Annotated in this window: 9 protein-coding genes; 7 read left to right on the top strand and 2 right to left on the bottom strand. The window is 70.3% G+C overall.

The annotated features are described in order from the left end of the window. Positions 1 to 73 precede the first annotated feature (73 nt). Positions 74 to 2,365 carry an ATP-binding domain-containing protein gene (locus AB0H88_RS16470; RefSeq protein WP_357645102.1) on the top strand — a complete coding sequence of 764 codons (2,292 nt, stop codon included), beginning with the start codon at positions 74 to 76 and terminating at the stop codon, positions 2,363 to 2,365. A gap of 77 nt (positions 2,366 to 2,442) precedes the next feature. Here the strand turns inward: AB0H88_RS16470 and AB0H88_RS16465 are convergent, their stop codons facing one another. After that, the gene (locus AB0H88_RS16465; protein ID WP_357645100.1) at positions 2,443 to 2,892 is read right to left on the bottom strand and encodes a MarR family transcriptional regulator; all 450 of its coding nucleotides are present in this window, start codon (positions 2,890 to 2,892) and stop codon (positions 2,443 to 2,445) included. Positions 2,893 to 2,989: 97 nt separating this feature from the next. Here AB0H88_RS16465 and AB0H88_RS16460 point away from each other — a divergent pair, with 97 nt between their 5' ends. The 3 genes from AB0H88_RS16460 (at position 2,990) to AB0H88_RS16450 (ending at position 8,487) form a co-directional block, all read left to right on the top strand. Continuing rightward, positions 2,990 to 6,226 (top strand): efflux RND transporter permease subunit, encoded by a 3,237-nt coding sequence (locus tag AB0H88_RS16460; protein WP_357645098.1) that lies wholly within the window; start codon positions 2,990 to 2,992, stop codon positions 6,224 to 6,226. 69 nt (positions 6,227 to 6,295) lie between these two features. Next, positions 6,296 to 7,726 (top strand): adenylosuccinate lyase, encoded by a 1,431-nt coding sequence (purB, locus tag AB0H88_RS16455; protein ID WP_357645096.1) that lies wholly within the window; start codon positions 6,296 to 6,298, stop codon positions 7,724 to 7,726. Beyond that, positions 7,723 to 8,487, top strand: coding sequence for a GNAT family N-acetyltransferase (locus AB0H88_RS16450; RefSeq protein WP_357645094.1), 765 nt, complete (start codon positions 7,723 to 7,725; stop codon positions 8,485 to 8,487). The genes purB and AB0H88_RS16450 overlap by 4 nt, the downstream gene beginning before the upstream one ends. A gap of 174 nt (positions 8,488 to 8,661) precedes the next feature. Here AB0H88_RS16450 and AB0H88_RS16445 read toward each other — a convergent pair whose 3' ends face one another. Beyond that, on the bottom strand, positions 8,662 to 9,288 hold the full coding sequence (locus AB0H88_RS16445) for a hypothetical protein (RefSeq protein WP_357645092.1): 627 nt from the start codon (positions 9,286 to 9,288) through the stop codon (positions 8,662 to 8,664). A gap of 263 nt (positions 9,289 to 9,551) precedes the next feature. Between AB0H88_RS16445 and AB0H88_RS16440 the strand changes: the two genes are divergently transcribed. The 3 genes from AB0H88_RS16440 (at position 9,552) to AB0H88_RS16430 (ending at position 13,125) form a co-directional block, all read left to right on the top strand. After that, positions 9,552 to 10,748 carry an MFS transporter gene (locus tag AB0H88_RS16440; protein ID WP_357645090.1) on the top strand — a complete coding sequence of 399 codons (1,197 nt, stop codon included), beginning with the start codon at positions 9,552 to 9,554 and terminating at the stop codon, positions 10,746 to 10,748. Between the two features lie 17 nt (positions 10,749 to 10,765). Continuing rightward, a complete protein-coding gene (locus AB0H88_RS16435; RefSeq protein ID WP_357645088.1) occupies positions 10,766 to 11,725 on the top strand; it encodes a small ribosomal subunit Rsm22 family protein in 960 nt (319 codons plus the stop codon). A gap of 365 nt (positions 11,726 to 12,090) precedes the next feature. Continuing rightward, positions 12,091 to 13,125: a DUF4037 domain-containing protein gene (locus AB0H88_RS16430; RefSeq protein WP_357645085.1), complete on the top strand. Its 1,035-nt coding sequence runs from the start codon at positions 12,091 to 12,093 to the stop codon at positions 13,123 to 13,125. Positions 13,126 to 13,134 lie beyond the last annotated feature (9 nt).

The raw sequence follows: 13,134 nt of genomic DNA, 5'->3' as shown, positions 1-13,134 counted from the left end.
GCGGTAAGCTCGCTCACTTGGCACTTAAAGTCAAAAGCTATATAAAAGCCTCCCGTTAGGAGTATACCAGCGAATGGCTAATCGTCAAGATGCTCTCGCGGAAGCCCTTGACGTCGAGCAGGGGACCGTGTCCATGCTCTACGGCAGACTCGACGCGGCGCGTGAGCGGGCGCGGGCGGTGCTGCGTGAGGTGTACGGCCGGGGCGGTGCGCTGGGCACCCGCCAGGCCAGGGTCGAGCGTGAGGTGAGCGCCTCGGAGCAGGCGCGGCGCCTCGCCCAGCTGGAGGGCGTCGAGCGCGGTCTGTGCTTCGGCCGGATCGACGAGAGCGGCGGCGAGACCACCTACATCGGCCGGATCGGGCTGCGCGATGAGGAGCACGAGTCGGTGCTGGTCGACTGGCGCGCTGCGGCGGCCCGCCCGTTCTACGTGGCCACGGCCAGCGATCCCGGCGCCCTGCTGCGCCGCCGTCACCTGCACACCCGCGACCGCACGGTGGTGGGCCTGGATGACGAGGTGTTCGATCTGGAGCGGATGAGCGAGGGCGAGCGCCGCATGCTGGTCGGCGAGGCGGCGCTGCTGGCGGCGCTGCGCCGGGGCCGCACGGGCCGGATGGGTGACGTGGTGGCCACCATCCAGACCGAGCAGGACCGGGTGATCCGCGCCTCCCTGCAGGGGGCGCTGGTGGTGCAGGGCGGCCCCGGCACCGGCAAGACGGTCGCGGCGCTGCATCGCGCCGCCTACCTCCTCTACACCCACCGCGACACACTGGAGCGGCGGGGTGTGCTGGTGGTGGGGCCCAATCCGATGTTCCTGCGCTACATCGGCCAGGTGCTGCCGGCGCTGGGCGAGACGCAGGTGGTGATGTCGACGGTGGGGGAGTTGTTCCCCGGGGTGCGCGCGACGGCGGCCGACGGGCCGCAGGCGGCGGTGGTCAAGGGCGACGCGCGGATGGCCGAGGTGGTGGCGGCGGCGGTGCGTGAGCGGCAGCGGCTGCCCGAGGGCGATCTGGAGGTGGCGCTGGACGGCCATGTGCTGCGGGTGCCGCGCGCGGTGTGCGTGGCGTTGCGGGAGCGGGCGCGGGCGGTGCGGCTGCCGCACAACATGGCGCGCAAGTTGTTCGTCACCGAACTGCTGAAGGAGCTGGCGCGGGCCGAGGCGCGGGCGGTGGAGGAGGCGTTGCGGCTGGCGGAGATGGAATGGGAGGATCCGGAGCTGGCCGAGCCGCTCGAGCTGGAGCGCGATCTGGACGAGGTCGATCTGGCGCTGGCATCCGCGCGGCTGTGGCAGGAGCCGGCGATATACGAGGCGGTGCAGGCGTTGTGGCCGGAGCTGACGCCGCAGCGCCTGATCGGCGAGTTGCTGGCCTCGCCGGAGACGCTGTGGCAGGTCTCGCCTCCGGGGCTGCAGTGGCGGGCGCTGGTGCGGTCGGCGGATGCGCCGTGGACGGTCGGTGACATCCCGCTGCTGGATGAGGCGGCCGAGCTGCTGGGCGAGGACGACTCGGCCGAGCGGTCGGCCTCGCGCGATGCCGAGGGCGAGTGGCAGGAGGCCGAGCGTTACGCCCAGGAGGTGCTGCAGAGCACGGGCCTGCTGGAGGAGGGCATCTTCGACCGGGCCGACGTCCTGGCCGATCGCCATGCCGACACCGGCCCGGACCTGAGCACCGCCGAGCGGGCCGCGGCCGACCGCCAGTGGGCCTACGGTCACGTGATCGTGGATGAGGCGCAGGAGTTGTCGGCGATGGCGTGGCGGATGGTCATGCGCCGGGTGCCGGCCCGCTCGCTGACGGTGGTGGGCGACATCGCGCAGACGGGTTCGGCGGCGGGCGCACGCTCGTGGGGCGAGGTTCTGGACCCCTACGTGCGTGGCCGCTGGCGCGAGGAGCGGCTGCTGGTCAACTACCGGACTCCGGCGGAGATCATGCGGGTCGCGGCCGACGTCCTGCGCGTGGTCGATCCGTCCCAGAGCGTGCCGGAGTCGGTCAGGGACGGGGAGGCCGAGCCGCGCGCGGTCCGGATGGGCCTCGGCGGCCTGCCCGCGCTGGTGGCCGAGGAACTGGCGCACATCGGTGAGGGCCGCCTGGCCGTCCTGGCCCCGGACGCCGCTCATGCGCGGGTGGCGGCGCTGCTGCCGGGAGGCGGCGACCTGGAGGCGCCCGTGGTGGTCCTGACGGTCACCCAGTGCAAGGGGCTGGAGTTCGACGCCGTCATCGTGGTGGAGCCGGCGGCCATCATGGCGCAGTCGCCGATGGGCGGCCAGGACCTCTATGTGGCGGTGACCAGGGCCACCCGCCGCCTGACGATCGTCCACGAGAACGGCCTGCCGCCGGTTCTGTCTCGCATGTCCGAAGAATCTACTTTGTAAAGGCGCTCGGGCGGGGCCAAAAACTCAAACACATAATCGAATAAATACCTTCATTTAGGAGCCGAGCGCACGGAGAGTCACGGATAGAGCCGGTCGGCGACCTCGCGGACGCGAGTGGTCACCTGCAGCAGGCGGCGCAGGGTCTCGGTGTCGAGGTGGTCCATGATGCGCCGGTAGTGATCGAGGCCCACGTCGTTGATCTCGGCCAGGAGTTGGGCGCCCGCGTCGGTCAGCTCGATGCGGCGCACGCGGCGATCGTGGGGGTCTTCGCGCCGGCTGACCAGCCCATGGCTGACCAGCCGGTCGACGATGCCGGTCACGGTGCCCAGGCCGACTCCGAGGTTCTGGGCGAGCTCCTGGCCGGAGGCCGAGCCGGTGTGGGACAGCAGCATGACGACCTTGAGTTGGCGCATGGTGAGGTTGGAGGTGAATAACGGGGACCGGGTCTGGCTGAGGGCCCGCCCGAGGCCGCGCTGGGTCTCGGTGATCCGGCGGATCAGGTCTTGGCGTTCGTCGTCCACACTCACCTCTCGCTTCCTGAGAATGTTATCAGGAAAGCCAAGGCAGGCTAAATATTCGTACAAGGCGAAGTGTTAGTCTGGGGCGAATTCTGAAGGGACGCTCATGACCGCATTCGCCCGGTTGAGTCTTGCCAACCGCAGCCTCGTGATCTTACTGTCGATCGTGATCACCGCGTTCGGCGCGTTCACGATCCCGCAGCTCAAGCAGCAGTTGCTGCCGTCGCTGTCGTTTCCCGGCGCGTTCGTGATCGCGTCCTATCCCGGGGCTTCGCCCGAGATCGTGGAAGATCAGGTGACCAAGCCGCTGGAGGACTCCTTCCAGGGGATTCCCGGCATGGAGCAGATGACCTCCACCTCCAAGGAGGGCATGACCCAGGTTCAGGTGGCCTTCGCCTTCGGCACCGACATCGAGGCGTCGATCAGCAAGATGCAGCTGGCGGTCAGCCGGGTGCAGCCGCAGTTGCCCTCCGGTGTGGATCCGCAGGTGGTCGCGGGTAACACCGATGACATTCCGGTGCTGGTGCTGGCGGTGGGCGACGGCGGCGATGAGCGGGCGATGGCCGACAAGCTGCGCCAGATCATGGTGCCGCAGTTGCAGGCCGTGCAGGGGGTACGGGAGGCGACGGTCACGGGCACCCGTGACGAGGTCGTCACGATCAAGCCGGACCTGAAGAAGATGGCGCTGGCCGGGGTGTCGGCGGCGCAGATCCCGGAGGTGCTGAAGGCCAACGGGACACCGATCCCGGCGGGCACGCTGAACTCCGGCTCCTCCTCGCTGACGGTGCAGGTGGGTGAGCGGGTCGATTCGATCGACAAGCTGAAGGACCTGTATCTGACTCCGGCCCAGCCGCAGGCCACCCCGGCCCAGGCCCAGCCGCAGGCGCAGCCGCAGCAGGGCAGGCCGGGCGGGCAGCAGCAGCCGGGTGGCCGTCCGGCGCAGACGGCCACGCTCGCGCAGCCCAAGCCGCTCAAGCCGGTGAAGCTGGGTTCGGTGGCCGACATCACCCGTGGCCTGGCCGATGCGACGACGATCACCCGTACCGACGGCCGGACCAGCCTGGGCGTGTCGGTGACGATGATGCCCGACGGCAACGCGGTGTCGATCTCCAACGCCATCCGCGAGAAGCTGCCCGATCTGGGCAGGTCGCTGGGCGATTCGTCGGAGACGGCCGTCGGGGTGGTCTTCGACCAGGCCCCCTACGTCCAGCAGTCGATCGAGAGCCTGACCACCGAGGGCCTGCTGGGCCTGGTGTTCGCGGTGCTGGTCATCTTGGTGTTCCTGCTGTCGGTGCGCTCGACGCTGGTGACGGCGGTGTCGATCCCGCTGTCGGTGGTGATCGCGCTGATCGCGTTGTGGGCGGGCGACTATTCACTGAACATGCTGACGCTCGGCGCGCTGACGATCGCGGTCGGCCGGGTGGTGGACGACTCGATCGTGGTGCTGGAGAACATCAAGCGCCATCTCGGCTACGGCGAGGCGAAGCTGTCGGCGATCTTGTCGGCGGTTCGCGAGGTGTCGGGCGCGGTGACGGCCTCGACGCTGACGACGGTGGCGGTGTTCGCGCCGATCGCGGTGGTCGGTGGCATGGTGGGTGAGTTGTTCGGCCCGTTCGCGGTCACGGTGGCGGTGGCGTTGCTGGCCTCGCTGGTGGTGTCGCTGACGGTGGTGCCGGTGATGGCGTACTGGTTCTTGAAGGCGCCGGTGCTGACGCCGGAGGAGGCGCGGGCGCAGCGGGAGGCGGCCGAGGCCAAGGAGTTGCGCAGCCCCCTGCAGCGCGCCTATCTGCCGGTGCTGCGTTTCGCGACCCGGTTCAAGCTGGTGACGATCCTGATCGGGCTGGCGGTGATGGTCGGCACGCTGGGGCTGGCGGGCAGGCTGCAGACCAACTTCCTGGATTCGGCGGGCCAGAACACGATCTCGGTGTCGCAGAAGATGCCGGTGGGCACGGACCTGGCCACCACGGACGCGGCCGCCAAGAAGGTGGAGGGCCTCCTGGCCAGCCTGGACGGCGTGGAGACGTACCAGGTCAACGTCGGCGGCGGCAACGCGATGCGCGGCGGCGCCGGCGGCGGCGCGGATCGGGCCTCCTACTCGCTGACGCTGAAGGACGGCGCCGACACCCCGGCGGTGGAGCAGGCGCTGCGCGACAAGCTGAGCGGCCTTTCGGGCATCGGCGAGGTGACGGTCGGCGGTTCGGGCGGCGGCGGATTCTCCTCCGACTCCATCGACGTGGTCGTGCAGGCGGCCGACGCCCAGACGCTGCGGAGCGCGGCGGAGGCGGTCAAGACGGCGATGGGCCAGGTCTCGGGCCTGCGTGATGTGTCGTCGAACCTGGAGGCCAGCGCGCCGCGGGTCGAGGTACGGGTCGACAAGGAGAAGGCGGCCGCCAAGGGGCTGTCGGAGGCGCAGATCGGGCAGTCGGTGGCGCAGGCGTTCCGCGGCGCGCCGCTGGGTCAGCTGACCATGGACGGGCGGGCCAGTGACCTGGTGCTGCGCGTGGGTGAGGCGCCCCAGGACGTCAAGGAGATCGAGAAGCTGAAGCTGGTCACGGCGACGGGCCTGGTGAAGCTGTCGTCGGTGGCCGATGTCGAGCAGGTCGCCGGACCGACGCAGGTGACGCGGATCGACGGTGAGCGCTCGGCGACGGTGTCGGCCAAGGCGACGGGTTCGGACCTGGGCAGCGTGACGCAGGCGCTGACGACGAAGCTGGACGGAGTGAAGCTCGCCGCGGGCGCCTCTTATGAGATCGGTGGCGCGTCGGCGGATCAGCAGGACGCGTTCGCGGATCTGGGGCTGGCGATGCTGGCGGCGATCGCGATCGTGTTCATGATCATGGTGGCGACGTTCCGCAGCTTCGTGCAGCCGCTGATCTTGCTGGTGTCGATTCCGTTCGCCGCGACGGGCGCGATCGGGCTGCTGGTGGCCACCGATACGGCGATGGGTGTGCCGGCGCTGATCGGCATGCTGATGCTGATCGGGATCGTGGTGACCAACGCGATCGTGCTGATCGACCTGATCAACCAGTACCGCGCTCAGGGGCTGGGGATCGTGGAGGCGGTGATCGAGGGCGGCCGGCGCAGGTTGCGGCCGATCCTGATGACGGCGGTGGCCACGATCTGCGCGCTGACGCCGATGGCGCTGGGTGTGACGGGGCAGGGCGGGTTCATCTCCCAGCCGCTGGCGGTCGTGGTCATCGGCGGGTTGATCACCTCGACCCTGCTGACGCTCGTGCTGGTTCCGACCCTGTACACGATGGTGGAAAGGGCCAAGGAGCGGCTGCGGCGCAAGCCGGCCGAGCCGAAGCGGCAAGAGGCGAAGGTATTGGCTCCGACCCCGTAAGTCAGGGGGTGCTGCGCCCGTCCGGCCTGGTGCCGTGCGGGCGCAGCTGTGTGAATAGACTTGTCCGACGTGACTTCCAAGCCGCGTATCCCTGACGTCCTGGCCGCCCGTTACGCCTCCCCGGAGCTGGCCCGGTTGTGGTCTCCCGAGTACAAGGTGATCGCCGAGCGGCGGTTGTGGCTGGCGGTGCTGCGGGCGCAGGCCGAACTCGGGGTCACGGTCCCGCAGGGCGCGGTGGCCGACTACGAGAAGGTGGTCGAGCAGGTCGATCTGGCCTCGATCGCCGCGCGGGAGCGGGTGACGCGCCACGATGTGAAGGCGCGCATCGAGGAGTTCAACGCGCTGGCCGGGCACGAGCAGGTGCACAAGGGCATGACCTCGCGCGACCTGACGGAGAACGTCGAGCAGCTGCAGATACGCGACAGCCTCCTGCTGGTACGCGATCGGGTGGTGGCGTTGCTGGCCCGGCTGGCGCGGCTGGCCGAGGAGCATGAGGCGACGGTGGTGGCGGGCCGCTCGCACAATGTGGCGGCGCAGGCCACGACGCTGGGCAAGCGGTTCGCCTCGGCGGCCGATGAGCTGCTGGTGGCCTTCGCCCGGCTGCAGGAGCTGATCGCCCGCTACCCGCTGCGGGGCATCAAGGGGCCGGTGGGCACCGCCCAGGACATGCTGGACCTGCTGGACGGCGACCGCGACAAGCTCGCGGAGCTGGAGGGGCGGGTTGCCGCGCATCTGGGGTTCGAGCGGCGTTTGACCAGCGTGGGACAGGTCTATCCGCGCTCGCTGGACTTCGAGGTCGTCTCGGCCCTGGTACAGCTGGCGGCCTCGCCCTCCTCGCTGGCCAAGACGATCCGGCTGATGGCCGGCCATGAGCTGGTGACGGAGGGGTTCAAGGAGGGGCAGGTCGGTTCGTCGGCGATGCCGCACAAGATGAACACCCGCTCGTGCGAACGGGTGAACGGCCTGACGGTGGTGCTGCGCGGCTACGCCTCGATGGTGGCCGAGCTGGCGGGCGACCAGTGGAACGAAGGTGACGTGTCGTGTTCGGTGGTGCGCCGGGTGGCGCTGCCGGACGCCTTCTTCGCCTTCGACGGGCTGGTGGAGACGATGCTGACGGTCCTGGACGAGTTCGGGGCCTTCCCGGCGGTCATCTCGGCGGAGCTGGACCGCTACCTGCCGTTCCTGGCGACCACGAAGATGCTCATGGCGGCGGTCCGCGCCGGGGTGGGCCGCGAGCAGGCACACGAGCTGATCAAGGAGCACGCGGTGGCTTCGGCGCTGGCGATGCGCTCGCAAGGCGCGGCCAATGAGCTGCTGGACCGGCTGGCTGCCGATGAGCGTTTCCCGCTGGACCGTGCGGGCCTGGCGGCGCTGCTGGCCGACCGGGTGTCGTTCACCGGGGCGGCGGCCGAGCAGGTGGCGGCGGTGTCACGGTCGGTGGGCGAGGTCGTGGCGGCCTACCCCGAGGCGGCGGCCTACCGGCCGGGCTCGATTCTGTGATCGTTGAGCTTTCGCGGCTGGATGAGGTGCGCTCGGCGTGCGGGGACGACGATCTGCTGATGTGGGCGGCGCAGGGGTTGTCGGGCGGCGTGCGGGTGTGGGCGGCGGGTGAGGCGGTGGTGGCGGCTTCGCCGGGGCTGTCGCGTCGTGACCGGCTGGCGGTGTGGGGCGGCGCGGCGTGCGCGACGCGGCTGGTACGGCATGCGCTGGGCGAGATGGGGCCGTCGTATCGGCCGGTGGGCGAGGCCGGGCTGGTGGCAGAGGTGACGGCGAGGCTGGCGGAGCTGGAGGTGGCGGGCACGTTTTGGTGGATGAGCCTGCCCGGCCCTCCCGCCCCGGCTCCGGCTCCCGCTCCGGCTCCTGCTCCGGTTTCGGGGGAGGCGGCGGCCGGGTGGCTGGAGCCGGAGATGGAGGTGGAGGTGGCCGGGTTGCTGGCGGTCGCCGCGCCGGATTCGTACGCGGTGCCGGGCGTTCCCGGAGTGCGGCGATGGGCCGGAGTGCGCAGCGGCGGCGAGCTGGCGGCGGTGGCGGCCGAGGCGTGGAGCGCCCCGTCGGTCGGCTTCCTGGCGGGGGTGGCGACGGCGGCCCGGTTTCGCGGGCGGGGGCTGGCACATCGGCTGTGCCGGTGGGCCTCGGGCGAACTGGTGGCGGCGCGGGGCCGGGCGGCGCTGATGGTGGATGAGGACAATCCGGCGGCGATCGGGGTGTACGAGCGGATCGGCTACCGGCGCCGCGCGGTCATGGCGTCGCGGGTGGCGTAAGGCCTTGGCGCGCCGCCTGCGGCACGAGTGAGCTCCCCGCGCTGTGTCGTACAGAGCGGGTTCGACGTAGCCGGACGTGTCGCGTGGTTGCGGGTCGCGGCCCATCAGGCCCATCGCTCGGGTCGCTGCGACCGGACGCAATGTAGCCCTGCGTAATCTGAAAGCCTCGCTCGATCAGTCGTCCTCTGCCGAGGCGGGCAGAGCCTGGAGTGCCTCGGGCCGTGCCAGCAGCCCGGTCTCGATGATGTCCTGCGCTGTCTGCGCATCGTAGGCGGGCGTGCGGATGCCGCTGTCCATCATCGTCTCCATCAGTGTGGCCATCTCGGTCAGGTGGTGTTGGCGGACCTCGCGGAGATGCTGGGCTTCTGAGAAGTGGCCTTGCTTGACCTGGTCGAGGTGGGTTAGTCGGCCGGTGGCCTTGATCATGTGTTGGGTCTCGTCGGAGAGTTGTTGGTAGAGCTCGATCGGCCGTACCACTGTGCGCCAGGCTTCCAGGCGGGTCAGGCCGTTGCGGCCGATGGTGCTGCGGTCGGCGTAGGGCTTGTCGTCGGTGTGCACTCGTACCGGTGGCTCCGCGCCTGTGGCGGTCTTCCAGGCCATACGCGGGTGAACGGCCGGCTCCAGCGGGGTGGTGGGAACCCGGTCCAGGTCGCCGACAGGGAAGATCAGCAGCAGGAGGGGCACGGCCAGGGCGTGCGCGAGCACCTCCAGCTCATCCACCGTGACCTCCCGGCGGCGCCGGCCGGTGACACGGTCGCGGCGGCCGGTTACGGGCGCTTCGAGCTCGACATGAACCGTCACCTGGAGCCGGAAGCCGACTCCGCTGGCCCACCGCGGTGAGGCCCGATATGTGATCGTCGGTACAGGGCGCGGCCGAGTAGGCCGAGACGAAGTGGGCTAGCCTTTGCGTGATATTGGTCGCGCCCTGGAGGTACTGATGCAGCAGAGCAAGGTCACGGTCACCGTTTCGACGCGAGGGCGCGCCCGCTAAGCAGCAGGTCGACGCTCCTCGCGGCGAAGCGGTCTTCGATCTCTGACCGTTTCCTTTGCTGAGGAGCTCTGTTTTGCGTGCCCTCAAGTCCGCGCGGTTCGGCGCGGACTTCTCCAAGCTGTGGACCGCTTCGGCGGTGTCCAACGTCGGCGACGGCATCACGATGGCGGCAGGACCGCTGCTCGTCGCCTCCCTCACCAGCGACCCGGCCCTTGTCGCCGGAGCCGCCTTCGCCCAGCAGTTGCCCTGGCTGATCATCGCCCTGATCAGCGGCGTCTACGTCGATCGGCTCGACCGCCGCCGCCTGGTCATCGTCGTCAACCTCCTGCGCGGGCTGGCCTTGGCCGTCCTGGCCATCGCGGTCGCCACCTCGACCGCCTCCGTCCCCCTCATCTACCTCGTGTTCTTCCTGCTTGGTGCCGGTGAGACGGTCGTCGACACGGCCTTTTCCGCGCTGGTGCCCGTCACCGTCACACCTGAGCAGCTGACCAAGGCCAACTCCCGGATGGCGACCACCAGCGTCCTGGGTAACCAGATCCTGGCCAAGCCGCTGGGCGGCTGGCTGTTCGCCGTCGGCGCGGCCCTGCCGTTCGCGGCCGACGCATCAACCTTCCTCATCGCGGCGGCACTGACCTCGGCCGCCCGCATCCCCCCGTCCGGATCCGGCCACGTCGGCGGCAGCGTGCGCGAGGACATCGCGGCCGGGATCAGCTGGTTGTGGCGGCATCGGCTGCTGCGCACGCTCGCGGTGACCATGGGCGTGGCCAACGTGGCCTTCTGCGCCGCGTTCGCGATCTTCGCGCTCTACGCGCAGCAGCGGCTGGGGCTCAGCGAAGTCGGCTACGGTCTCCTGCTCACCACCTTCGGGCTCGGCGGGTTGGCCGGCAGCTTCCTCGCTCCGCGGCTGAGACAACGATTCGGGGCCAGGACGTTGCTGCGTGGCGGCCTGATCGTCGAGATCTGCACGCACACCATTCTCGCGGCCACGACACAGCCGCTGGTCGCAGCGGGGATCTTGCTCGTCTTCGGCGTGCACAGCGTGATCTGGGGGATCATTGTGTCCACCCAGGTCCAGCGAGCGGTGCCAGACGAACTGCGCGGCCGGGTCGGCAGCGTCTACGCCCTCACCCAGGTGAGCGGCGCCGCGGCCGGTTCGCTGCTCGGCGGGTTGATCGCCCAAGCCGTGACGATCACCACGCCGTTCTGGGTGGCCGCTGCCGCCATGACCGCCATCACCGTGGTCGCCTGGCGACCGCTGCGCGCTGCCTGAGCCCCCGGGGGAAATCGATGATCACTCTTCCGGCTGAGCTCAGCCATGCCCTCGACGCCCTGGCGACTCGTCACCGCGAGCAGGACCTGGCCCGGGCGGCGGGCCGGCTCACCGCACGCTACCGGCAGCCCATCCACGAGCCGGTTCTTCGCTCAGCGCTCGACGTGGCCGCCTACGCCACCACCCGCATGCCCGCCACCTACGCCGCCATCACCGCAGCGCTCACCCAAGCCGCCGCGTGCGTGCCCGATTTCCAACCAGCCAGTCACCTCGACCTCGGCGGCGGCACCGGCGCTGCCGTCTGGGCGGCCACCACCACCTGGCCATCCCTACGGCACGTCACCGTGGTCGAGCGCGACCCGGCCGTCATCGAGCTCGGCCGCCAACTCGCCGCCTCGGCCATCCATCCGGCGGTCAGGAACGCGACGTGGCGCAGATCGCAGATCCGGGCCGATCTCAACACGCCACCAGCAGATCTCATCACGCTGTCCTACGTGCTGGGAGAACTGCCGGCGGCTGTGCGCGATCCGGTCGTACGGTGGCTGGCCGGTCAGGCCGCGACGATCGCCATCGTCGAACCCGGCACACCGCCGGGACATGCTCGCGTCCTGGCCGCTCGCGACGAGCTGATCGGTCTCGGCATGCGCGTCGCGGCGCCGTGCCCGCACTCTGCCTCGTGTCCGCTTGCGGGAGGAGATTGGTGTCACTTCTCCGCTCGGCTGCCCCGCACCGGGCTGCACCGCCGGCTCAAGTCAGCGGAGCTGGGGTTCGAGGACGAGAAGTTCTCCTATGTCATCGCGACGTCCGCGCCTGCGATACCTGCGAAAAGCCGCGTTCTTCGTCATCCACGCACTCGCAAGGGTCTGGTCACGCTGACCTTGTGTGCGGACGGGCTGCGCGAGGAGAACGTGTCCAAGCGGTACGGCGATCTCTACCGTGCTGCTCGAAACGTGGCATGGGGTGATCCCTGGCTGTAGAGGTGACCATCGCTGTCGGTGCCGAGGAACCTCTTGGCGCCGACAGCGATGGGGCCCCGGCGGAGTTCGGAATACGGCGCTCTCGCCGTCGGCGAGCACCCGGTAGACGCTGGCCACCGAGGGATGCCGGCCCTTGTTCTTGCCCTCTGGGATGACCAGCTTGCGGGCGATGTCAGGCACGCCTACGCCCCGGGCGCGCAGTGTCCGGGGCGTGCGGGGCCCGGTGCGGGGCGCATCGGTGGCGGTCTCAGGGCTATCCCGAGGCGGCGTACGGGCGGGGTTCGGGGCTGTGTTCAGGGTGCCGTTCGGGGCGGCCGGAAAATCGGATGAGGTTCGGCAGGCCGTCAGGCACAGTTGACAGTGTGATGTCCGATTTTGTGCCTGGTATCGAGTTGTCCCGAGCCTTTTATGCCGAGGTGGTGGCGCCGCTGGTGGAGCGCGTGCCGCACAGTGCCGCGTTGATCGGACCTGGGTCGGAGGTGCTGGCGTTCGACACCGGCCGCTCCGCCGATCACGACTGGGGTCCGCGGGTGCTGGTGTTCGTGGAGCCGCAGCGAGTGGAGCAGGTGCAGGCGCAGGTGCTGGCCGGCCTTCCCGAGCGGTTTCGGGGGCTGGAGACGGTGTTCGACTATCACGGCTCCCGGCGGCCGGGCGTGATCGTCGCCGATCTGCGGGCGTGGCTGGTGCGGCGGCTGGGGTTCGACCCGCGGCGGGGGGTGTCGCTGCTGGACTGGCTGTCGGTGCCCTGGCAGAGCCTGGCGGAGGTGACGTCAGGGGAGGTCTTCCATGACGGGCTGGGCGGGCTGGAGGAGGCTCGGGCGGCGCTGCGCTGGTATCCGGGCGATGTGTGGCGCTACGTGCTGGCCTGCCAGTGGCGGCGCATCGCCCAGGAGGAGCCGTTCCCCGGCCGGTCGGGAGAGGTGGGGGATGAGCTCGGCTCAGCCGTCGTGGGGGCACGGCTGAGCCGGGAGGTGATGCGGCTGGCGCTGCTGCTGCGCCGCCGCTACCCGCCCTACGCCAAATGGCTGGGCAGCGCCCTGGCGCGGATGCCCGGCTCGACGGAGCTGGGGGAGTCGCTGGGGCTGGCGGTGGCCGCCCGGTCATGGCGGGAGCGGGAGGACGGGCTGGCCGCCGCATACGGCCGGCTGGCGGCACTGCAGAACCGGGTGGCGCTGGCCGAGCCGCTGGATGAGCGGATACGGGACTTCCACGACCGGCCCTTCCGGGTGATCGGGGGCGACCGGTTCGTCCAGGCGTTGCTGGGATCGGTGTCGGACCCGGTGATCAGGGGGTTGCCGGTGGTGGGGTGCGTGGACCAGCTGTCGGATTCGGTGGACCTGCTGCTGGAGCCGCGCCGGGCCCGGGCCGTGACGGCGGCGGCTCTCGGCCTGAGCGCCTGAGCGCCTGAG

Origin of the sequence: Nonomuraea sp. NPDC050680, from assembly GCF_040654555.1 — a bacterium.
GTDB lineage: Bacteria > Actinomycetota > Actinomycetes > Streptosporangiales > Streptosporangiaceae > Nonomuraea.
The sequence above is the reverse complement of the archived record's forward strand: the minus strand, read 5'-3'. Positions and strand labels throughout refer to the sequence as shown.

What these genes read in the sequence shown, in the direction of transcription:
- AB0H88_RS16470 (WP_357645102.1), top strand. Translation starts at nt 74, where the DNA reads ATGGCTAATCGTCAAGATGCTCTCGCGGAAGCCCTTGACGTCGAGCAG.
- AB0H88_RS16460 (WP_357645098.1), top strand. Translation starts at nt 2,990, where the DNA reads ATGACCGCATTCGCCCGGTTGAGTCTTGCCAACCGCAGCCTCGTGATC.
- AB0H88_RS16435 (WP_357645088.1), top strand. Translation starts at nt 10,766, where the DNA reads ATGATCACTCTTCCGGCTGAGCTCAGCCATGCCCTCGACGCCCTGGCG.
- AB0H88_RS16430 (WP_357645085.1), top strand. Translation starts at nt 12,091, where the DNA reads ATGTCCGATTTTGTGCCTGGTATCGAGTTGTCCCGAGCCTTTTATGCC.